The 20,848-nt window shown below is 66.0% G+C and carries 16 protein-coding genes and 2 pseudogenes; 9 read left to right on the top strand and 9 right to left on the bottom strand.

Translation table 11 applies throughout. From position 1 onward, the window contains the following. Positions 1 to 61 precede the first annotated feature (61 nt). Positions 62 to 2,858 (top strand): annotated as a pseudogene (ppc, locus tag ACUXVA_RS16705) (phosphoenolpyruvate carboxylase). An 89-nt stretch (positions 2,859 to 2,947) separates the two neighbouring features. Here the strand turns inward: ppc and ACUXVA_RS16710 are convergent. The 4 genes from ACUXVA_RS16710 to ACUXVA_RS16725 form a co-directional block, all read right to left on the bottom strand. Beyond that, a complete protein-coding gene (locus tag ACUXVA_RS16710; protein ID WP_265079294.1) occupies positions 2,948 to 4,051 on the bottom strand; it encodes an SMP-30/gluconolactonase/LRE family protein in 1,104 nt (367 codons plus the stop codon). A gap of 286 nt (positions 4,052 to 4,337) precedes the next feature. Then, complete coding sequence (locus ACUXVA_RS16715; protein ID WP_265079293.1) at positions 4,338 to 5,261, bottom strand: SDR family oxidoreductase; 924 nt, start codon at positions 5,259 to 5,261, stop codon at positions 4,338 to 4,340. Between the two features lie 141 nt (positions 5,262 to 5,402). After that, positions 5,403 to 6,542, bottom strand: coding sequence for a thiolase C-terminal domain-containing protein (locus ACUXVA_RS16720; RefSeq protein WP_265079292.1), 1,140 nt, complete (start codon positions 6,540 to 6,542; stop codon positions 5,403 to 5,405). A gap of 4 nt (positions 6,543 to 6,546) precedes the next feature. Next, positions 6,547 to 6,960, bottom strand: a complete 414-nt coding sequence (locus tag ACUXVA_RS16725; RefSeq protein ID WP_265079291.1) for a Zn-ribbon domain-containing OB-fold protein — start codon at positions 6,958 to 6,960, stop codon at positions 6,547 to 6,549. A 208-nt stretch (positions 6,961 to 7,168) separates the two neighbouring features. Here ACUXVA_RS16725 and ACUXVA_RS16730 point away from each other — a divergent pair, with 208 nt between their 5' ends. The 7 genes from ACUXVA_RS16730 (at position 7,169) to ACUXVA_RS16760 (ending at position 14,312) form a co-directional block, all read left to right on the top strand. Then, entirely contained in the window at positions 7,169 to 8,506 is a 1,338-nt protein-coding gene (locus tag ACUXVA_RS16730; protein WP_445487134.1) for an acyclic terpene utilization AtuA family protein, read from the top strand. A 1-nt stretch (position 8,507) separates the two neighbouring features. Continuing rightward, positions 8,508 to 8,840 carry an AtuA-related protein gene (locus ACUXVA_RS16735; protein WP_265079289.1) on the top strand — a complete coding sequence of 111 codons (333 nt, stop codon included), beginning with the start codon at positions 8,508 to 8,510 and terminating at the stop codon, positions 8,838 to 8,840. 39 nt (positions 8,841 to 8,879) lie between these two features. Continuing rightward, on the top strand, positions 8,880 to 10,229 hold the full coding sequence (locus ACUXVA_RS16740; RefSeq protein WP_445487136.1) for an amidase: 1,350 nt from the start codon (positions 8,880 to 8,882) through the stop codon (positions 10,227 to 10,229). 151 nt (positions 10,230 to 10,380) lie between these two features. After that, on the top strand, positions 10,381 to 11,070 hold the full coding sequence (locus tag ACUXVA_RS16745) for a DUF2848 domain-containing protein (protein WP_445487138.1): 690 nt from the start codon (positions 10,381 to 10,383) through the stop codon (positions 11,068 to 11,070). A 300-nt stretch (positions 11,071 to 11,370) separates the two neighbouring features. Beyond that, positions 11,371 to 12,123 (top strand): 2OG-Fe(II) oxygenase, encoded by a 753-nt coding sequence (locus tag ACUXVA_RS16750; RefSeq protein WP_265079286.1) that lies wholly within the window; start codon positions 11,371 to 11,373, stop codon positions 12,121 to 12,123. Positions 12,124 to 12,130: 7 nt separating this feature from the next. Further along, the gene (gene alkB, locus ACUXVA_RS16755) at positions 12,131 to 12,784 is read left to right on the top strand and encodes a DNA oxidative demethylase AlkB (RefSeq protein ID WP_445487140.1); all 654 of its coding nucleotides are present in this window, start codon (positions 12,131 to 12,133) and stop codon (positions 12,782 to 12,784) included. Between the two features lie 280 nt (positions 12,785 to 13,064). After that, positions 13,065 to 14,312, top strand: a complete 1,248-nt coding sequence (locus tag ACUXVA_RS16760) for an MFS transporter (protein ID WP_445487142.1) — start codon at positions 13,065 to 13,067, stop codon at positions 14,310 to 14,312. Between the two features lie 91 nt (positions 14,313 to 14,403). On the opposite strand, the gene ACUXVA_RS16765 is transcribed toward ACUXVA_RS16760, so the two are convergent. The 5 genes and pseudogenes from ACUXVA_RS16765 to ACUXVA_RS16785 all read right to left on the bottom strand — a co-directional run bounded on the left by ACUXVA_RS16765 (position 14,404) and on the right by ACUXVA_RS16785 (position 20,121). Beyond that, a complete protein-coding gene (locus ACUXVA_RS16765; protein WP_445487144.1) occupies positions 14,404 to 16,026 on the bottom strand; it encodes a thiamine pyrophosphate-dependent enzyme in 1,623 nt (540 codons plus the stop codon). A 28-nt stretch (positions 16,027 to 16,054) separates the two neighbouring features. After that, a pseudogene (locus ACUXVA_RS16770) lies at positions 16,055 to 16,922 on the bottom strand (fumarylacetoacetate hydrolase family protein). 158 nt (positions 16,923 to 17,080) lie between these two features. Then, positions 17,081 to 18,076: a 3,4-dihydroxyphenylacetate 2,3-dioxygenase gene (hpaD, locus tag ACUXVA_RS16775; protein ID WP_265079282.1), complete on the bottom strand. Its 996-nt coding sequence runs from the start codon at positions 18,074 to 18,076 to the stop codon at positions 17,081 to 17,083. A gap of 103 nt (positions 18,077 to 18,179) precedes the next feature. Next, positions 18,180 to 19,730 (bottom strand): 5-carboxymethyl-2-hydroxymuconate semialdehyde dehydrogenase, encoded by a 1,551-nt coding sequence (gene hpaE / locus ACUXVA_RS16780; RefSeq protein WP_265079281.1) that lies wholly within the window; start codon positions 19,728 to 19,730, stop codon positions 18,180 to 18,182. Then, positions 19,723 to 20,121 carry a 5-carboxymethyl-2-hydroxymuconate Delta-isomerase gene (locus tag ACUXVA_RS16785; protein ID WP_265079280.1) on the bottom strand — a complete coding sequence of 133 codons (399 nt, stop codon included), beginning with the start codon at positions 20,119 to 20,121 and terminating at the stop codon, positions 19,723 to 19,725. The genes hpaE and ACUXVA_RS16785 overlap by 8 nt, the downstream gene beginning before the upstream one ends. A 132-nt stretch (positions 20,122 to 20,253) precedes the next feature. Between ACUXVA_RS16785 and hpaR the strand changes: the two genes are divergently transcribed. Continuing rightward, complete coding sequence (gene hpaR, locus ACUXVA_RS16790) at positions 20,254 to 20,757, top strand: homoprotocatechuate degradation operon regulator HpaR (protein WP_265079279.1); 504 nt, start codon at positions 20,254 to 20,256, stop codon at positions 20,755 to 20,757. Positions 20,758 to 20,848: the final 91 nt, after the last annotated feature.

The following is a 20,848-nucleotide window of genomic DNA, read 5'->3' on the forward strand; positions in this document are numbered from 1 at the left end:
CCGCAAAAAACTTGCGACCAAAGCGGCCGGCAACCGTTGGAGCATGCGCGTGTCCAGAACCATGCCACTCGACCAGGATGTCCTTGCCAACCGCAGTGAGGACGTCGCCGCCCTCGAAGCCGATGCAAGGCTGCGCGACGATATCCGGTTGCTCGGCCGCATTCTCGGCGACACCGTTCGCGACCAGGAGGGGGAGGCGGTGTTCGATCTGGTCGAACGCATCCGCACCACCTCGATCCGCTTCCACCGCGACGAGGATCTGCCGGCGCGGCGCGAACTGGAAACCATTCTCGATGCTATGTCGACCCCCGAGACCGTGCGCATCGTGCGCGCCTTCAGCTATTTTTCGCATCTCGCCAACATCGCCGAGGACCAGAACAACATCCGGCGCATGCGGGCGCAGCGCGCCCATGACGGCGCGGCATCGGCGGGGACGCTGGCCGGCGCGATCGGCCGCGCCCACGCGGCGGGCATTGATGCTGCGGCGCTGCGGCGGTTCTTCGGCCAGGCGCTGATCAGCCCGGTGCTGACCGCGCATCCCACCGAGGTCAGGCGCAAGAGCACCATCGACCGCGAAATGGAGATCGCCGCACTGCTCGACAAGCGTGAGCGGATGCAGCTTACTCTCGAGGAGGACGACCTGCTGGAGGAGCAGCTACGTCGGGCGGTGTTGACGCTGTGGCAGACCAACCTGCTGCGCCGGACCAAGCTGACCGTGCTCGACGAGGTCACCAACGGCCTGTCATTTTACGACTACACCTTCCTGCGCGAGGTGCCGCGCCTGCACAATGCGCTGCAGGACCGGCTGGATGCAGATCTGCCCGCGGACGCTAGCGAGGCGGACGGTGAGCTGGGCCTCGTTCCTGCACATGGGAAGCTGGATCGGCGGCGACCGTGACGGCAACCCTTTCGTCACCGCCGATGTCATGCGCGGCACGCTGGCGCTGCAGAGCGCCCGCGCCCTGAACTTCTATCTCGACGAGTTGCATGTGCTGGGCTCCGAACTGTCGCTCGCGGCCCATCTTGCCGATATTTCCGACGAGTTGCGCGCGCTCGCCGAGCGTTCCCCGGATCGTTCGCCGCATCGCGTCGGCGAACCCTATCGCCTGGCGGTCTCCGGGATCTATGCGCGGCTGGCGACGACGGCGCATGCGCTCGGCGTCGAAGCCAGCCGCCATCCGGTCGGTGCCGCCGAGGCCTATGCCAGCGCGGGAGAATTCAAGGCCGATCTCGACGTGCTGCAGCGCTCGCTGATATCAAACAATTCCAGGGTGATCGCACGCGGCCGGCTGCGCGCGTTGCGCCGCGCGGTGGATTGCTTCGGCTTTCATCTTGCGAGCCTGGACATCCGGCAGAACTCAGCGGTGCACGAGCGCACCATCGCCGAGCTGATCGACGCCGCCATGCCCGGCACCTCCTATCTGGCGCTCGGCGAGGACGCGCGCATCGCGCTTTTGACCGGCGAACTGCGCAACACCCGGCCGCTGGCGTCGCCCTTCGTCAAGTATAGCGACGAGACGCTGGGCGAACTGGCGCTGTTCCGCGAAGCCGCCGCGTCGCATGCGCGCTACGGCGAAAGCGTGATTCCCCAATGCATCATCTCCATGTGCAAGGGCGTCTCCGACATGCTGGAGGTGGCGGTGCTGCTCAAGGAGGTCGGCCTCGTGGATTGCTCCGGCCGCAGCGGCATCAACATCGTGCCGCTGTTCGAGACCATCGAGGACCTGCAGGCCTCCGCCGCGATCATGGACCGGCTGTTTTCGCTGCACGACTATCGCCGCCTGGTCGACAGCCGCGGCGCCGTGCAGGAGGTCATGCTCGGCTACTCCGACAGCAACAAGGACGGCGGCTTCGTCACCTCGGGCTGGGAGCTCTACAAGGCCGAGATCGGGCTGATCGAGGTGTTCGAGCGCCACACTATCCGGCTGCGGCTGTTTCACGGCCGCGGCGGCTCGGTCGGCCGCGGCGGCGGCCCGAGCTACGACGCCATCCTGGCGCAGCCCGGCGGCGCTGTGGACGGACAGATCCGTATCACCGAGCAGGGCGAGATCATCTCGTCGAAATATTCCAACGCCGAGGTCGGCCGTAACAATCTGGAAATTCTCGCGGCGGCCACGCTGGAAGCCAGCCTGCTGGCGCCACGTCACAGCGCCCCGCGCGCCGAATATCTCGAGGCGATGGAAGAGCTTTCCGCGCTGGCCTTCAAGGCCTATCGCGGACTGGTCTACGAGACCGACGGCTTCGTCGACTACTTCTGGGAGTCGACCGTCATCACCGAGATCTCGACGCTCAACATCGGCAGCCGTCCAGCCTCACGCAAGAAGACGCGGGCCATCGAGGATCTCCGCGCCATCCCGTGGGTGTTCTCCTGGGCGCAATGCCGGCTGATGCTGCCGGGCTGGTACGGTTTCGGCAGCGCGGTGGAGGCGTGGCTCATCGCCCATCCCGACAAGGGCATGGCGTTCCTGCAGGAGATGCACCGCGAATGGCCGTTCTTCCGCACGCTGGCATCGAACATGGATATGGTGCTGGCCAAGAGCTCCATCGCCATCGCCTCGCGCTATGCCGAACTGGTGCCCGACGTCGCCTTGCGCGAAAAGATCTTCGGCCGTATCCGCCAGGAGTGGCACACCTCCATCGAGACATTGCTCGACATCATGGGCCACGATCGCCTGCTGCAAGACAACCCGCTGCTCGAACGCTCGATCCGCAACCGTTTTCCGTATCTCGATCCGCTCAACCATGTGCAGGTGGAGCTGCTGAAGGCCCATCGCGCGCACGATCCGGACGAGCAGGTGCTGCGCGGGATTCAACTGACCATCAACGGCATTTCGGCGGGATTGCGGAATAGCGGGTGATGTCGCGGTGGAATTGGAACGGCCGCTCACCAAACGCGGTGTCATCGCCCGGCCGGGCGACGACAGTTTTGGATGTGGCGAACATCGCCTCAACAGAAATGCGCGCCCTGCGTCTCCACATAGACCGCATACAATGACTGGCTCGCGGTCATGAACAGCCGGTTGCGCTTCTTGCCGCCGAAGCAGACGTTGGCGCAGATTTCCGGCAGCTTGATCTGGCCGATGCGGGCGCCGTCCGGCGCGAAGATGTGCACGCCGTCATAGCCTTCGCCGACCCAGCCGGCGCCGACCCAGAGATTGCCCTCGGTATCGACGCGCAGGCCATCGGGAAAGCCCGACTTGCCATCCAAGGTCATGTCGACCAACTGCTTGGCATTGCTGAGCTTGCCGCCGTCGACGTCGTACTGCCACACCACGTTTTTCGCATTCGGGTAGTGTGTGATGCCGGTGTCGCAGACATAGAGCTTCTTGTAGTCGGGGCTGAATGCGAGGCCGTTGGGCTTGAACGGCTCGTCGGCCACCTTGGTAACCTGGCCGGACTGGCCGTCGATGCGATACACCGCCTCCTTCTGATAGGGCGAGACCGAACCGGTATTGGCCAACTGGCCTTCATAGATGCTGATCGCTCCATAGCCGGGATCGGTGAACCAGATCGACTTGTCGTTGGGATGCACGACCATGTCGTTGGGGCCGTTCAAGGGCTTGTCGCCAGCTTTCTCGGCCAGCGTGGTGACGCTGCCGTTGTGCTCGAAGCGCACCAGCCGCGTGCGCTCGGCGGTGATCTGCCGGCCTTCGGTGTCGAAGGAATTGCCATTGCTCTCGTTGGACGGCTTGCGGAACTGCGGCGAGATATGGCCGTCGTCGTCGAGATAGCGCAGTTGCCGGTTGTTCGGAATGTCGCTCCACACCAGATACTGGCCCTGCGCATTCCACGCCGGTCCTTCCGCCCACAGGCAGCCCGTATAAAGCCGCTGGATCGCGGTGTTGCCGACCTTGGCCTTGAAACGTTTTGCGTCGATGACGACGATATCGGGATCGGGGTAACGCTGCGGCTCGGCGCCGCGGCCGAAATTGCGCGCCGATGCGTCGGTGGCGATCAGCGAAGTTGCGGCAAGGGTCGCAGCGCCACGCAACAGGGTTCGGCGGTCGAGGTGATTTGGCACGGCATCGCGCGTCTCAGACTGAGTCTGCATGATCGTCCTCCCGGTTATATTTTCCCCCAGCCTATGCAGCTATTAGAATACCGGTGTGACAGGGAGGCCAGCGAATTCGATGCTGCCGTGCGGCGAGCGCGATGCACAAGTCGGTGGAGGCACGTGCCCCGGACGCGATGCAACACGAAGTGTTGCTTCGCAGAGCCGGGGCCTTCCTAGGGGCGACGGCGCTTGGAACGGTCCCGGATCTGCGGAGCAGCGTCGTCGGCGACGCTTCGCATCGCCTGCGCTGCACCGCGTCCGGGAATCGAACCTCGGTTGTGCGTTACACCGGATCCCAGCTGAAAATATCCGCCGAGCGGTCCAGCTTGTAGAACGACGATTTCAGCGCGGGCATGCCGTGCTCGGCGAGGCTCTGCGGAGTCCAGCCCTCGCTGCGATGGATCGAACGCAGCGGGCGCGACTGGCCCATCAGGAAGATCTCGTTCATGCGCGCAGCGAAGATCTGCCCGGTGACGTCCTTGGCGGCATCGGAGAGCAGGAACGCCACCAGCGGCGCGATCTTTTCCGGACCCATGCGCTGCATGCGCTCGACGCGGGCCTTCTCGGCTTCGGTCTCGGTCGGGATCGAGCCGATCATGCGGCTCCAGGCGAACGGCGACACGCAGTTCGAATTGACGCCGAAGCGCTGCATGTCGAGCGCGATCGACTTCGACAGGCCGACGATGCCGAGCTTGGCCGCCGAATAGTTGGCCTGGCCGAAGTTGCCGATCAGGCCGGAGGTCGAGGTGAAGTGCACGAACGAGCCGGAGTTCTGCTCGCGGAAGAAACGCGCGGCGGCATGCGAGGTGTAGAACGAGCCCATCAGGTGCACCTTGATGACCATCTCGAAGGCGTCGATGGACATCTTGTGGAAGATCGCGTCGCGCAGGATGCCGGCGTTGTTCACGACGCCGTCGATGCGGCCATAGGTGTCCACCGCCTGCTGGATGATCTTGCTGGCGGGGATCGCCTCGGCGACGGATTCGAAGTTGGCGACGGCAGTGCCGCCGGCCTTGCGGATTTCCTCGACCACTTCCTCGGCCGGTGCGACGCTGGCGCCGCCCGATCCGTCGGTGCCGACGCCGGGATCGTTGACCACGACCTTGGCGCCTTCGGCGGCGCACAGAAGCGCAATGCCCCGCCCGATGCCGCGCCCGGCGCCGGTGACGACGATGACTTTTCCGTCGAGTGATTTTGTAGTGGCCATTCTTCTGTTTCCCTTGGTTGTCATTCCGGGGCGCGAGCAGCGCAAGCTGCGAGCGAACCCGGAATCTTGGAATGAGACGATGAACATATCGAGGTTCCGGGTTCGCGACCGCCTGGCGGCGTTCGCGCCCCGGAACGACAGTTACTTCTCGTTCGTAAAAATCACCGTGCCCGACGCCGCGAACATGCCGCCGACGCCGTGGCAGACGGAGATCTTCGCGCCCGGCACCTGTGCCGGCGCAATGCCGCGCATCTGTCGCACGCTCTCCTGCAGCGCGTACATGCCGTACATGCCGGAATGCATGTAGCTCAGCCCGCCGCCATTGGTGTTGAGCGGCAGCTTGCCGCCTGGCCTTGTATTGCCGTCGGCGATGAACTTGCCTGTCTCTTCATGCGGCATGAAGCCGAGATCGCCGAGGCCATACAATGGCAGATGCGCAAAGGCGTCGTAGATCATCAGGTGGTCGACATCCTCATGCGCGATGCCGGCTTCGCGGAACGCGGTCGGCCCCGCGACACGGAATGCCGCCGAACTGTCGAACGTCTTCATCTGGCTGACCATCGGCGTTTCCACGCTCTCACCGGTGCCGAGGATATAGACCGGCTTGTTCGGGAAATCCTTTGCCCGCTCCGCCGAGGTCAGGATCAGCGCGCCGCCGCCGTCGGTGACCAGGCAGCATTGCAGGATGCGGAACGGGTAGGCGATCATCTTCGAGTTCAGCACGTCCTCGACCGTGATCGGCGCCTTCATGGTGGCGCGCGGATTCTTCGCCGCCCATTCGCGCTGCACCACCGCCACCGAGGCGATCTGCTCGTGGGTGATGCCGTGGGTCTTCATGTAGCGCAGCACCGGGATCGGAAACATGCTGGGCGGCCCGTAGACGCCATAGGGCGCCTCGAACTGGCCATTCAGGCTGTCCGCCGGCGTCGAGCGCGGCTGCTTGCCGATCATCGACTTGCCTGACTCGGCGTGCGTAATCAGCACGGTCTTGCACAGCCCGGCCTCGATCGCCGCGGCGGCGTGGCGGACATGCAGCATGAAGGAGCAGCCGCCCACCGAGGTGCCGTCGACCCAAGTCGGCGTGATGCCGAGGTAGTGCGCGATCTGCTGCGGCGTCTCCACCGCGGTGGCGATGCCGTCGATATCCGACAGTTTCAGGCCGGCATCGGCGATCGCATTCAGTGCCGCATCGGCGTGCAACTGGATCTGTGACATGTTTGGGATGACGCCGAGCTCGGTGGTCTCGGCGGCGCCGACCACGGCGACTGCGTTTCTGCGCATGGTGTCAGCCTTTCGCCGGACGGAATACGGGGAGGGTGATCTGGTCGTCGAGCGTCTCGAACGCGACTTCGAGCTTCATGTCGAGTTCCAGAGCCTCCGGGGTCTGTGGGCAGTCGATGATGTTGCTCATCAGCCGCGGGCCTTCCTCCAGTTCGACCACAGCGATGGCGTAAGGCGGCGTAAAGCCAGGGGCGGCCGGCCGGTGGTTGATCACGTAGGAATACAGCGTGCCCTTGCCGGACGCCTTGAACACGCTGACCTTGCGCGAGGCGCAGGACGGGCAGAACGGGCGCGGCGGAAAATACACGTTGGCGCAGGCGTCGCAGCGCTGCAGCCGCAGCTCGCCGGCTTTGGCGCCATCCCAGTAGTGCTGGGTTTCCGGGGTCGGTTTGGGGCGTGCGCGTGCCGGTTCGGCCATGGCTTTCGTTCTCTCCCTGGGATCGGACCGCGGGGGTCCTGTTGTGTCTTGATGGACATTCCACATTCCGGGGGCAACGGTCCAGCGCGGTGGACGCATGGCCGCATCTGCTGGTCGCGTGGCGAGGCTTGTGCCGTCGCAACCTGCCGGGGTAGGTTCGCGTAAAATACATGCAGAAATTTGAGGGAGCCGACATGCCGGGGCGATCTTGCGCAGCATAAGAATCGGATCGGGCGCCGGCTATTCGGGCGATCGCATCGAGCCCGCTGTCGAACTCGCCGAAAAGGGCGACATCGACTATCTGGTGTTCGAATGCCTGGGCGAGCGCACGGTGGCGCTGGCGCAGCAGGCGCGGATGAAGAATCCCGACGGCGGGTTCGATCCGCTGCTCGAGGAGCGGATGCGCGCAGTGCTGCCGATCTGCGCCGCCAAGGGCATCAAGGTCGTCACCAACATGGGCGCGGCGAACCCCGAGGCGGCAGCGCGCCGTACCGCGGAGATTGCGCGCGCGCTCGGCCTGTCGCTGAAGATCGCCGCCGTCGTCGGCGACGACGTGCTGGAGGCCTGCAAGGACAGCGCGCTGCCGTTGCTGGAAATCGACGGCACGATGCGGCAGCTCGGCAACCGCGTCCTGTCCGCTAACGCCTATCTCGGTGCCGCGCCGATGGTGGAGGCGCTGAGCGCCGGCGCCGATGTGGTGATTACCGGCCGCGCCTCCGATCCTGCGCTGTTCATGGCACCGATGATCCACGCTTTCGGCTGGGCGCTGGACGACTGGAATCTGCTGGGGCAGGGCACCGTCGCCGGCCATCTGCTGGAATGCGCCGGCCAGGTCACCGGCGGCTATTTTGCGGACCCCGGCTTCAAGGATGTACCGGGTCTGGCGCGTCTTGGCTTTCCCATCGGCGAGGTCGGCGAGGATGGCTCGCTTGTCATCACCAAGGTGGCCGGCTCCGGCGGCGCCGTGACTGCGGCGACCTGCAAGGAGCAGCCGCTCTACGAGGTGCACGATCCCCAACGCTATATCCAGCCCGACGTGGTGGCGGATTTCTCCGGCGTCAGCGTCGAGCAGATCGGCCCCGACCGCGTCCGCATTGGCGGCGGTCGTGGCACGGCGCGCACCGATACGCTGAAGGTCTCGGTCGGCTATGTCGACGGCTTCATCGGCGAGGGCCAGATCTCCTATGCCGGCCCCGGCGCCGTGGCGCGCGGCAGGCTGGCGCTGGAGATCGTGCGCGAGCGCCTGAAGCTGACGGGCGTCGCCAGCAGCGAGCTGCGCTTCGATCTGATCGGCATCGATTCACTGCACGGCGAGGCGCTCAGCGCCGGCCGGGCCGAACCCTACGAGGTCCGCGTCCGCGTCACCGGGCGCACCGAAACCATGCGCGAGGCAGTTCGCATCGGCAACGAGGTGGAGACGCTGTACACCAACGGCCCGGCTGGCGGCGGCGGTGCCACCAAATCGGCGCGGGAGGTGGTGGCAGTCGCCTCGGTGCTGCTGCCGCGCGAGCAGGCGACGCCGTCGATCCGTTTCGTGGAGAGCTGAGATGAAGCTGCGCGAACTCGCCCATTCCCGCACCGGGGACAAGGGCAATATCTCGAATATCTCGGTGATCGCCTATGACGCGAAGCACTACCCGCTGTTGCTGGCGCAGGTCACCAGCGCGCGCGTGCGGGCGCATTTCGCCGGCATCGTTGCCGGCGATGTGGTGCGCTACGAATTGCCCGGCATCGCCGCGCTGAATTTCGTCATGGACCAGGCGCTGGGCGGCGGCGTGACGCGCTCGCTGGCGCTGGACGCGCATGGCAAATCGCTCAGCTCCGCGCTGCTCGATCTGGAAATCGACGGCGACTTGGGCGATACCTCTACCGCGCCGTGAGCGGTCATTCGCCACGGTCTGAAACGGGATATCCGACGCATGACAGACCAGCCCACTCTCGCCGGCCTGGCGGCCGATCTCGACTCCGGACGTACCACCTCGCGACAACTGGTCGAGGCCTGTCTGGCTGCCATCGCCGATCCCAAGGGCGAGGGCGAGCGGGTGTTCATCCATGTTGACAAGGCGGCAGCGCTGGCCGCCGCCGATGCCATGGATGCCCTGCGCAAGGTCAGAGCGGCGCCGTCGCCTTTTGCCGGCATCCCCGTCTCCATCAAGGACCTGTTCGACATCAGGGGCCAGGTGACCACCGCCGGCTCCCGCGTGCTGGAGGACTCTGCACCCGCCGAGGCAGATGCCCCCGCGGTGGCGCGGCTGCGCCGCGCCGGCTTCGTGGTGATCGGCCGCACCAACATGACCGAATTCGCCTATTCCGGCATTGGCATCAATCCGCATTACGGCACCCCGAAGGGCGCGTGGCAGCGCGACGTTGGCCATGTGCCCGGCGGCTCGTCGGCGGGCGCCGCGGTGTCCGTACTCGACGGCATGGCCCATGGCGCGCTGGGCACCGATACCGGCGGCTCGTGCCGGATTCCGGCGGCCTATAACGGCATTGTCGGTTATAAGCCGACCCAGCGCCGCGTGCCGCTCGACGGCGCCGTGCCGCTGTCGTCATCGCTGGACAGCATCGGCCCGCTGGCGCGCACCGTGGCGTGCTGCGCGGCGATGGACGCCGTGCTCGCCGATGAGAGCTTCACGCCGCTGGTGCCGCGCCCGATCAGGGGCATGCGGCTCGCGGTGCCGACCACCATTGCGCTCGACGATCTCGACGAGGCCGTCGCAAAGACCTTCGAGCGCGCGCTGGCGACGCTGGAGCAGCACGGCGCGATCATCGAACGCATCGCGGTGCCGGAATTCCTCGACATCGGTCCGATCAGTTCCAAGGGCGGCTTTGCTGCCGCGGAAAGCTATGCCTGGCATCGCTACCTGCTGACCAGCCGCGGCAGCGAATACGATCCGCGCGTGTCGGTGCGCATCATGCGCGGCGAAAGCCAGAGTGCGGCCGACTACATCGATCTGTTTGCCGCGCGTCGCTCGATGATCGAGCGTGCCGAGGCCCGCATCGCGCCCTATGACGCGCTGGTGTTGCCGACCACGGCGAACACGCCGCCGTCGATAGCGAACATGGCCGACGACAAGGCCTTCGCCAAGGCCAACATCCTGTCGCTGCGCAACTGCACCCTGATCAACATGATCGACGGCTGCGCCATCTCGCTGCCGGCGCATCGCCAGGGCGAGGTGCCGGTCGGGCTGATGCTGGCCGGTGCTGGCGGCTCCGATCGCCGCATCTTCGAACTCGCCGCCGGCATTGAAGGCGTCATCCGCGGGTAGGACACGCAGACCTCATCCTGAGGAGCGCGCCCTTCGCGCGCGTCTCGAAGGATGAGCCACGAACTGCCTCATGGTTCGAGACGGCGCTGAAGAAGCGCCTCCTCACCATGAGGCCCGGACCATCCGAGCCAATTGCACGAAGGACCATCCTATGACCACCACCATCGCGTTCACGCTGGACGCCAGGGGCACGCAATCGCCGCTGACGCTGTCCATCACCCAGGGCGTGATCGCTGGCTGGACCGGCCGCGATCCCGTGGCGCGCGATCACCATATTGCCGAACTCGCGGCCATCGGCATCGCGCCGCCGGCCTCCACGCCGATCTACTATCGCTGCTCCGCGCGCCGCTTCACCACCGACGGCGCCATCGAATGCACCGGCGGCGATTCCTCCGGCGAGGTCGAGTTCTGTCTGTTTGGCGGCGACGGCAAGACCTATGTCGGCGTCGGCTCCGACCATACCGACCGCAAGGTGGAGACCTACAACATCACCGTGTCCAAGCAGATGTGCGACAAGCCGGTTGCCGCCACGGTGTGGGATCTCGCCGAGGTCGAAGGCCACTGGGACCAGATCATCCTGCGCTCCTTCGCCACAATCGACGGCGTCCGCGTGCTGTACCAGGAAGGCACATTGAGCGGCATGCTGCCGGTGGCCGAACTGATCCGGCGTGGCTTCAACCGTGACACGCTGCCCGAGGGCACCGCCATGTTCGGCGGCACGTTTGCGGCCAAGGGCGGCATCCGCCCCGCCACGCGCTTCGATTATGAAATGGAAGACCCGGTGCTGAAGCGCAAGGTTGCATCGGGCTACGACATCGTGACGTTGCCTGTGGTGGGGTAGTTTCTTCCCTCGCCCCGCACTTGCGGGGAGAGGGTGCCTGAGCGCAGCGAAGGCGGGTGAGGGGCGGGGCAGGGCGCTCAATTCGTCACGGGATGCGAGATAATTTTGCCCGCCTTGTGCCCGGCCCCTCACCCGACCGACTTCGCTGCGCTACGCCGGTCGACCTCTCCCCGCGCAAGATGCGGGGAGAGGTTAGGTCCGCGCCCGACGTGTCGGAAATCGGGTGTCGCGACCCTCAGCGAAATCTCAATCTTGCCCAAAGGTCACGATATCCTCCACGTGATCGATGGAGACGATGGCATGGTTTCTCCCGCAAATGCGCGACGCGTCGACAGCGCTCCTGCGCAATCCTTGTTGCCGCGCCTTGCCACCATCGACTGGGCACATATCGCCGGGGAACTCGATGCCCGCGGCTGCGCCGTCATCGACAACCTGCTGTCCGCGGAGCAATGCGCCGAACTGGCGATGCTGTATCCCGACGACAGCCGGTTCCGCAGCCGCGTGGTGATGGGCCGCCACGGTTTCGGCCGCGGCGAGTACAAGTATTTTTCCTATCCGTTGCCCCAGCCGATCGCGGCCCTGCGGGCTTCGTTGTACGGCCCGCTCAGCGACGTCGCCAATCGCTGGAACGCGACGATGGGCATCGCCGTCCGCTTCCCCGGCGATCACGACACCTTCCTGCAGCGCTGCCACGCAGCCGGCCAGACCCGGCCGACGCCGCTGCTGCTGCAATATGGCGAGGGCGACTACAATTGCCTGCATCAGGACCTCTATGGCGAACATGTGTTCCCGCTGCAGGTGGCGATCCTGCTGTCGGAACCGGGCCGCGATTTCACCGGCGGCGAATTCGTGCTGACCGAGCAGCGGCCGCGCATGCAGTCGCGTGCCGAGGTGGTGCCGCTCGGCCGGGGCGACGCGGTGGTTTTCGCTGTGCATCACCGCCCGGTGCAGGGCACGCGCGGCGCCTATCGTGTTAACATGCGCCATGGCGTCAGCCGGATCCGCTCCGGCCACCGCCATACCGTTGGTGTGATCTTTCACGATGCCAAATGAGTGATGCGTGACTGACCTGTTTGCAGCTCTGGCCGATGACCACCGTCCGTCGCGCGAGGCGATGGCCGAGGGCGCGGTGTTGCTGCGCGGATTGTTCAGGGCGGACGAGCCGGAGATCATCTCCGCCTTGCGCGCGATCGTCGCGCAGGCGCCGTTCCGCCGCATGGTCACGCCGGGCGGCCACACCATGTCGGTGGCCATGACCAATTGCGGCAGCAAGGGCTGGGTCACCGATATCAGCGGCTATCGCTATGACGTCAACGATCCGGAGTCCGGCAGGCCCTGGCCGGCTCTTCCGCCTTCGTTTCTCGACCTTGCGCGTCGCGCCGCGGAGCAGGGCGGCTTCGCGGACTTCGTGCCCGACGCCTGCCTGATCAACCGCTACGTGCCGGGCGCGAAAATGTCGCTGCATCAGGACAAGGATGAGCTCGATCTCGGCGCGCCCATCGTCTCGGTCTCGCTCGGCCTGCCGGCGGTGTTCATGTTCGGCGGCCTCGCGCGCAGTGAAAAGGCAAAGCGCTATCGTCTCGAACACGGCGACATCGCGGTGTGGGGCGGCCCGGCGCGGCTGGCCTATCATGGCGTCGCGCCGCTCGCCGACGGCGAGCATCCCCTGATGGGCCGGCAGAGGATAAACCTGACGTTTCGGAAAGTGCAGTAGCAGGCGCATTCGCAGCGCAAAGTGCTCTTCTTCCCCTCTCCCACCGGCGAAGCGCAGCTTCGCTGGGCGGGGAGGGTGGATCGAACGCACGGAGTGCGTTCGAGGCGGGAGAGGGGGGGCGTGCCACATACTCCGACGTCAGCTAGCTGCCAAGGGCCCTCTCCCGCCTTCGCTTCGCTCAGGCACCCTCTCCCGCGGCGCGCCGCTGGGGGAGAGGGGAAGAAAGCCCGGCTTTCCTTTCTCGCTGTCGCTCCTTTATGCTTCCGCTCGGAGCAGCCCGATGACCGAAGTCGAACTCGCCGAAGATGCCGCAGCGACCAGCGCCAGCAATCGCGCCGGCGTCTATCTCGCGGTGCTGCAGCTGGCGTTCACGCTGATGTGGACCGTCTACGTCATCTTCCTGCCGAAGCTGGCCGCCAGCGTCGGCATCGCGCCGTCCGCGGTGATTGTCATCCTGATGATGGACCAGTTGATCTTCACCGTCACCGACACCGCGATGGGCATCGTCGCTGACCGCATTTCGCGTGTCGTCGGCCGGCTCGGGCTGATCGTCGGCCTGCTTACCGCGATTTCCTGCATCGCCTTTGTCGCGATGCCTTTCGTCGCCGGCAACGGTCCGAACGCCCAGGCCGCGCTGATCGCGCTGATCGCGATCTGGGCGGTGACCTCGTCGGCGCTGCGCGCCCCGCCGCTGACCATGCTCGGCAAATACGGCGCGCGGCCGAAGCTGCCGCTGCTCGCCGCGCTGGTGATGCTCGGCTACGGACTTGCAGGTGCGCTTTCGCCCTATCTCGGCGTCGCGCTGCGCGAAATCGATGCGCGGTTGCCGTTCATCCTGTCCAGCGTCGTGCTGCTGCTGGTGGCGCTGGCGCTGTCGCGGGTCGAGCGCGGCCTCGTCGCGGTGGCGGCCCGCGAGGGCCGCCCGAAGCTGGCGCCCGCCAAGCCGCTCGGCCGGGTGCCGCTGCTGTTCATCGCCTCGATGGTGATCCTGGCGCTGGGTTACCAGCTGCATTTCAGCATCAACAGCGCGCCGTTCTTCCTGCGCTTCGCCAAGCCGGCGGATCTGGAATGGCTGATGCCGGTGTTCTGGATTGGCTTCAACATCGCGATGTTCCCGGCCAGCATCGTCACCCGGCGCCGCGGCGGACTGGTGGTGATGGGCTTTGCCGGTCTGCTCGGTGCCGTTGCCGTGCTCGGCGCCGAACTGGCCGGCAGCCTCAACGTGCTGATCGTCGCGCAGTTCCTCGCCGGTGCGGCGTGGGGCTGCATGCTGATGAGCGCGGTGGCCGCGGCGCTGGCGATCGGCGAGACCGGCGCCGAGGGCAAGGTCACCGGCCTGGTGTTCTCGGCGCTGGCGCTGGCGACCTTTGCGCGCATGGCGGCGGTGGCCGGCGGCTTGCAGAAGCTGCCGGACTACGCGCCGCTGCTGTACTGGGCGCCGGTGGCGTGCTGGTCGGTGGCCGGCGCCGGCCTCCTGGTGCTGGCGGCATCGCGCGCGCAGCGGGGGAGTCCCGCGACCTCATCCTGAGGTGTGCGCCCTTGCGCGCGTCTCGAAGGATGGCCACACATCTCATGGTTCGAGACGCGCGAAGACGCGCTCCTCACCATGAGGGCATCGGCTACGGCTTCGCCGGATGAATGAACGCCCACGGGCTCACTTCGGAATCCCTGGGCACCTCGATCACGATAAGGCTTGGCCCGCCATGCGCCAGCGCCTTTTCAAGTGCAGCACGAAACTGATCCGGCGCGGTGACCCGCGCCGCGGCGACGCCGAACGAATCGGCAAGTTTGACGAAATCCGGATTGACGAGATCCGCGGCGGTGACGCGGCCGTCGAACACGGTGAGCTGGTCGCGCCGCACATTGCCATAGGCGTTGTTGTTGAACACCAGCGTGACCACGCCGATGTTGAACTGCACGGCGGTCGCCAGTTCCTGCACCGCGAACATGAATCCGCCATCGCCAGTGATGGCCACCACCGCGCGGTCCGGATGCGCGACCTTGGCGCCGAGCGCGGTGGGGAAGCCGGAGCCCAGGGTGCCCTGATAGCCCGAGGTGATGAAGGTGCGTGGCTGGTAGATCGGAAAGCCGTACCACGAGGCGAAGCCGACCTGCGACAGCTCGTCGGTGACGATGGCGTCGTCAGGCAGCACCTCGCGCAGAATGTTCAGATAGGCCATCTGCGGCTGCACGGCCTGGATCTCCTGCAGCGCTTTCGCGGAGGCGTCGCGGATCGCGTCGCGGCGGCCGGCGGTTTTGCCGAAGCCCGCTTTGCTGACCGCGGCGCGCAAGGCGGCCGTGCCGGCGCGAGCGTCGGCGACCACAGCGGCATCGGCCGCGAAGCGGCGCATCTCCACCGGATCGATGTCGATGCGCACCGACTTCTGCCCGGCCGGGCGGTACGGCCAGCGCCACGCCGGCAGCTCCAGCCGTGTGCCGATGCCGATGATCAGGTCGGTCTGCGGCCACAGATGATACGCCGCCGCCATGGTCAGCCCGAGTTCATGGGCATTGCTGACGATGCCGCGTCCGGAGCGGAACGCCACCACGGGCGCGTCGAGCATCTCCGCCAGTTCGAGAATCTCGTCGGCGGCATCAATGGCGCCGGAGCCGACGAAGATCATCGGATTCCTGCTGGCCTTGATCAGGGCCGCGGCCGCCTTGATGCGCTCGCTGTCCGGCAGCGGCGCGGCGAAGCGCGGCAGCGGCTGGGACGCGCCGACATCGGCGCGCTGGGTGAACACATCCCACGGCATTTCCAGCGCCGCCGGTCCGCGCCGTCCCGACATCATCTCCTGAAAGCCGCGCGCCACTTTGGTCGGCGCGGAATCGGGATAGTCGATGCGGTCGGCCCATTTGACAAAGCTGCGCAAGGTCGCGAGCTGGTCGGGCATCTCATGCAGATGGCCGCGGCCCTGGCCGAGAAACGCCGTCGGCACCTGGCCGGTCAGGCACAGCACCGGTTCGTTGGAGCCGAAGGCGGTGAGCATTGCCGCGCCGGCATTGAGCACGCCGGGGCCGGGCACCACACTGAACACGCCGGGCCTGCCCGAAGCGCGCGCATAGCCATAGGCCATGTAGCCGCAGGCCTGTTCGTGGCGCGCGCCGATCACGCGCAGCCGCGCCTGATGGAAGGCGTCGAACAGCCCGTAGATCTGCGCGCCCGGCAGGCCGAACACGGTGTCGACGCCTTCCGCCACAAGACCCTGGACGATGGCTTCGCCGCCGGTGATTGCAGTCATGATGTGAATCCGTTGTTTGCTTGCATGCTCATGCTTCATCCACCACGCCGTTGCGCAGGACGCCGATGCCGGTGGCCTCGACCTCGACGACGTCGCCGGGGATCAGAAAGCGCGGCGGATCGAAGCGCGCGCCGGCGCCGGTCGGCGTGCCCGTGACGATGACGTCGCCCGGCACCAGCGTTGTGAAGGTGGAGATATAGGCGAGCAGATATCGGAAGCTGAAGATCAGCCGCGACGTGCGGTCGTCCTGACGCAGCTCGCCATTGACGTGGGTGGTGAGCCGGATGTCGGCGATCTGCGCTTCGTTCGTATACGGCACCAGCCACGGGCCGAGGCTGCCGGAGGAATCGAAGTTCTTGCCCTGGGTGACGTTGAATTTGGCGTGGCGCACCCAGTCGCGGATGGTGCCTTCGTTGCACAGGGTGATCGCCGCGACGTGATCCAGCGCGTCGCGCTCGGCGATGTGCCGGCCGGTCTTGCCGATCACCAGCACCACCTCGCCCTCGTAGTCGAGCTGCGGCGAGACGTGCGGCCGCACCAGGGGCGCGCCGTGACCGACGAAGGAGCGCGGCGTCCGCATGAACATCGAGGGAAATTTTGGCGCGTCCTGGCCGTCCTTGTATTCGGCATTGCGGTCGGGATAGTTGACGCCGATGCAGATGATCTTTTCCGGTGCCGGGATCGGCGGCTGCAACGCGATAGCATCAAGCGCGAAGTCGGGCGCAAGATCTCGCCGCCGCATCCACCAGCCGCGGCAACGCGCCATGGGCAATCGCCTCGCGCAGCGTCGGATAGTGCCCGTAGCGCGCCGAGAGATCGACGACGCCCGCATCGGTCACGGCACCATATTTCAGCGCGCCGTTGACGGTGAAGGTGGCGAGGCGGGGAGGGGTCATGCTGTGCGATCCTTACACTCGGTTGTCGTCACCCGCGAAAGCGGGTGACCCAGTATCCGGCGTCGTCTGTGGCCAACGCAGAACCCTGCGCATATTGGGTCGCCCGGTCCAGGCGCGCAATTGCGCGCCGGCCGGGCGACGACAACATTTGCGTGGCTTCAATCCGCAATGGTCACATCCGCCGTGAACAGCGGCTCGCGCACGGCCTCACCGGGGAATGGCGAGCCCTGTTCGAACCACGAGCGCGGCGCCGGCGCGCCCCACAGGGTCTGGCGGCGCGGATCCTTCAGCGACCAGCGCAAGGGTTCGTGATCGTGATCCATGGTCTGGTAGTCGGAGGTGTAGAGTTCGAGGCGGTGGCCGTCGGGATCGCGGATGTAGAGGAAGAAGGCGTTGGAAATGCCGTGGCGGCCGGGGCCGCGCTCCATGTTCTTGAGGTATCCCGACGATGCCATCACGTCGCACAGATGCAGGATATTCATCGCGGTCGGCACCCAATAGGCAAAATGGTGCAGCCGCGGCCCGCGGCCGTTGGTGAAAGCGAGATCGTGGACGTTGCCCTTGCGATGCATCCACGCCGCGGCGATGCGGCCGTTCTCGCCGTCCTCCTCGGCATATTCGGTGAGGCGGAAGCCAAGTCGGGCATAGAACTCGACCGTATCCTGCAGTTCGGGCGCGAACACGTTGAAATGGTCGAGCCGCTGCGGATGGCAGCCCTTGTAGAGATCGAAGCGGCGCAGCAGATGCGGACGCTTGTCCATGCTGGCAACCAGTTCGATGCGATAGCCGAACGGATCGGTGAACTGCAGGGTGCGGCCCTGGAACGGGCGTGCGACAAAGGCGTAGACGATGCCGTTGGCGGCGAAGAACGACGCGGCCTTGTCGAGGTCGTTCTCGTCGCCGGCCCGAAAGCCGAGCCGGGCACAGGCGGCGTTGTCAGCCTTGCGCAGCACCAGCGAGTGATGCTGGTGCTCCTCGCTGCCGCGCAGATACACCGTATCCTCGTCGGCGTCCTCCACATGCAGCCCCACCGTGGTCTCGTAGAAAGCGCGGCTCGCCGCAAGATTGGTGACATCCAGCACCACGTGGCTGGCGCGCAGGATGTTGAAGGGGGATCGAAGACGTGCTGCGGGACCGGCATGGCGTTTCCTCATCGTCGTTTGTTGTTGTCCTCATGGTGAGGAGCGCGCGCTTGCGCGCGTCTCGAACCATGAGGCGCACCCCTCATCCTTCGAGACGCGGCCAAAAGGCCGCTCCTCAGGATGAGGGGATGCCCAGCTTCTGGATCTTGTGCGTACCCTTGGCGAGCGAAACGTGCTTGGTTTCCATGTAGAAGTCGAACGAGTAGTCGCCGCCGTCGCGGCCGATGCCCGACGACTTCATGCCGCCGAACGGCGTCGGCAGATGGCGGACGTTTTCCGAATTGAGCCAGATCATGCCGGCCTCCAGCGCGTCGGCGACGCGCAGGGCGCGGCCCACATCGCCGGTCCAGACATAGCCGGTGAGGCCATAGGGCACGGCATTGGCGATCTCGATGGCTTCGTCCTCGCCGCGGAACTGGATCACCGTCAGGAACGGGCCGAACACTTCCTCCTGCGCCACCCGCATGTCGCTGCGCGCGCCGGTGACCAGCGTCGGCTGCACATAGTGCCCTCCGCCGGGGCCGTCATGCGCCTTGCCGCCGGCGGCGATGGTGGCGCCGTCCTGCCGGGCGATGTCGAAATAGGAGCACACCTTGTCGAAATGCCGCGCATGAATCAGCGGCCCCACTTCGGTGGCCGGATCGAGTGGATGGCCGATGCGTAGCGCCTTCACCCGCGCGGTCAGCTTGGCGATGAAGGTGTCCGCGATGCTGTCCTGGACCAGCAGCCGGCTCGACGAGGTGCAGCGCTCGCCGTTCAGCGAGTAGATCATGAACACCACGGCATCGAGCGCGCGGTCGAGATCGGCGTCGTCGAACACGATCACCGGGTTCTTGCCGCCGAGTTCGAAATGCACGCGCTTCAGCGTCGGCGCGCCCTGCGCCATGATCGCCGCACCCGTGGACGTCTCGCCGACGAAGGCGATGGCCTTGATGGCCGGATGTTCGGTGAGGGCCTTGCCTGCCTCCTCGCCAAACCCATGCACGGTGTTGAGCACGCCGTCGGGCACGCCGGCCTGCTTGACGATCTGCGCGAGCAGATCGGCGGTGACCGGCGACCATTCCGCCGGCTTGTGCACGACCGTGCAGCCGGCGGCGAGGGCAGGGGCGATCTTCCAGGTGGAGAGCATGAACGGCGTGTTCCACGGGGTGATCACGCCGACCGGGCCGATCGGCACCCGGGTCGACACGTTCCAGTGTTCATCGGCCGGCATGTTCAGCCCGTCGCGGGCGTCGGTGCATTTATCGGCGAAGAAGCGGAAGTTTTCCGCGCCGCGTACCGCCGCTTTGGCCATGAATCTGTGAGCTTGCCCGGTGTCGATGCATTCCAGCACCGCGATGTCGTCGGCGCGGTCCTCGATGGCGTCGGCGACGCGGTGCAGCAGCTTCTTGCGCATGGCGGCCGGCATGTCGCGCCAGTCGCGAAATGCGCGCTGCGCCGCCTTGGCAGCGAGGTCGATATCCGCCGCATTGCCGCGCGCCACCTGCGCCAGCACGGCGCCATCGATGGGGGAGGTGGTCTCGAACACCTCGCCGGAGGCCGACGGCACGATCTGGCCATCTATGATGTGACCGATGCCGTCGCCGGTGAGTTTCTTCAGCAGAGGTGCGGCGCGGTCGCGGTTGGCCTGGAACACGGCGGCGGAATCGATGGGAGCTTTAGCCATGCCGGGCCTCGCCGATCAGCAGATCGTGGATGTTGTTGCGCTTCCAGCTGGTGGCCTTGTCGTTGATCTGCATGTCGAACGACAGCGCGAAGTTGCTGCTGGTGAAGACCGGGTCGAGATAATCGGACAATACCTGGAAGATATGCTCGCCGGCCTTGTGGCGGGTGGCGAGGTCGCGGCCTTCGCCGATCCGCAGCACCATGTCGAGAAAGCCGAGCCCCGGCCGGCCGTCGGCGATGGCGTAATGCGGGCAGCGGATGGCGCGCACGCGAATGCCGCCCAGCGGAAAAACCCCGGTCTCCACCGCCGCCTTGCGCACCAACTCGCACACCGCGCCGATATCGATCTGCGTGTCGAGATTGGCGGAATATTCGATGGTGAAATGCGGCATCTGGCGGCTCGCTTCCTGGGAATTGCCGTGCAAGTATCCTGCGCGAAACCGATTAACATGTTAAGTGTCTCCGATCAAACCGCTCCGGCGGATTTCCATTGTGCGATGCACGCGGCCGAATGCAGGATATCGATGACCTCCGCCAGCAAGGGCAGCACAGGATCCGGCACGCAAGTTCCGATGCGCGACTTTTCGCGTTCGCTGCCGATGGCGCTGCTGCGCGCCCGCGAATCCGTGATGCGGCATTTCCGCCCGTCGCTGCGCGCCCATGGGCTGACCGAGCAGCAGTGGCGCATCCTGCGCGCGCTGTCGGCGCACGGCGCGATCGAGGTCACGGAACTGGCCAATGTCGCCTGTCTGCTCGGCCCGAGCCTGTCGCGCATCCTGCGCGATCTGGAGGCGCGCCGGCTGATCAGGCGGCAATTGGTGAAGTCCGATTTGCGTCGCAGCATTGTGGCCATCACCAACAGCGGCGTGAAGCTGATCGCCGCAGTGGCGCCGTCGTCGGAGGCGATCTATGCCGAAATCGCCAGCCGGTTTGGCGCGCGCAAGCTGGCGGATCTGCAGGACATGCTGCATGCGCTGGAAGGCAGTCTCATGACAATGCCGGTGGCGGGCGACGATGCGGATGAATGATATGTCGTGCGCGGGCATGCATAACGTTTGTGCAGACACAGACTTGCCGAACGGAGAGTAGACACGCGCGGAATTTTTCGCTCAACTCTGA

The sequence above is a fragment of the Rhodopseudomonas sp. RCAM05734 genome (genome assembly GCF_052658035.1).

What these genes read in the sequence shown, in the direction of transcription:
- ACUXVA_RS16710 (WP_265079294.1), bottom strand. Translation starts at nt 4,051, where the DNA reads ATGCAGACTCAGTCTGAGACGCGCGATGCCGTGCCAAATCACCTCGAC.
- ACUXVA_RS16715 (WP_265079293.1), bottom strand. Translation starts at nt 5,261, where the DNA reads ATGGCCACTACAAAATCACTCGACGGAAAAGTCATCGTCGTCACCGGC.
- ACUXVA_RS16720 (WP_265079292.1), bottom strand. Translation starts at nt 6,542, where the DNA reads ATGCGCAGAAACGCAGTCGCCGTGGTCGGCGCCGCCGAGACCACCGAG.
- ACUXVA_RS16725 (WP_265079291.1), bottom strand. Translation starts at nt 6,960, where the DNA reads ATGGCCGAACCGGCACGCGCACGCCCCAAACCGACCCCGGAAACCCAG.
- ACUXVA_RS16735 (WP_265079289.1), top strand. Translation starts at nt 8,508, where the DNA reads ATGAAGCTGCGCGAACTCGCCCATTCCCGCACCGGGGACAAGGGCAAT.
- ACUXVA_RS16740 (WP_445487136.1), top strand. Translation starts at nt 8,880, where the DNA reads ATGACAGACCAGCCCACTCTCGCCGGCCTGGCGGCCGATCTCGACTCC.
- ACUXVA_RS16745 (WP_445487138.1), top strand. Translation starts at nt 10,381, where the DNA reads ATGACCACCACCATCGCGTTCACGCTGGACGCCAGGGGCACGCAATCG.
- ACUXVA_RS16750 (WP_265079286.1), top strand. Translation starts at nt 11,371, where the DNA reads ATGGTTTCTCCCGCAAATGCGCGACGCGTCGACAGCGCTCCTGCGCAA.
- ACUXVA_RS16760 (WP_445487142.1), top strand. Translation starts at nt 13,065, where the DNA reads ATGACCGAAGTCGAACTCGCCGAAGATGCCGCAGCGACCAGCGCCAGC.
- ACUXVA_RS16765 (WP_445487144.1), bottom strand. Translation starts at nt 16,026, where the DNA reads ATGACTGCAATCACCGGCGGCGAAGCCATCGTCCAGGGTCTTGTGGCG.
- hpaD (WP_265079282.1), bottom strand. Translation starts at nt 18,076, where the DNA reads ATGAGGAAACGCCATGCCGGTCCCGCAGCACGTCTTCGATCCCCCTTC.
- hpaE (WP_265079281.1), bottom strand. Translation starts at nt 19,730, where the DNA reads ATGGCTAAAGCTCCCATCGATTCCGCCGCCGTGTTCCAGGCCAACCGC.
- ACUXVA_RS16785 (WP_265079280.1), bottom strand. Translation starts at nt 20,121, where the DNA reads ATGCCGCATTTCACCATCGAATATTCCGCCAATCTCGACACGCAGATC.
- hpaR (WP_265079279.1), top strand. Translation starts at nt 20,254, where the DNA reads ATGACCTCCGCCAGCAAGGGCAGCACAGGATCCGGCACGCAAGTTCCG.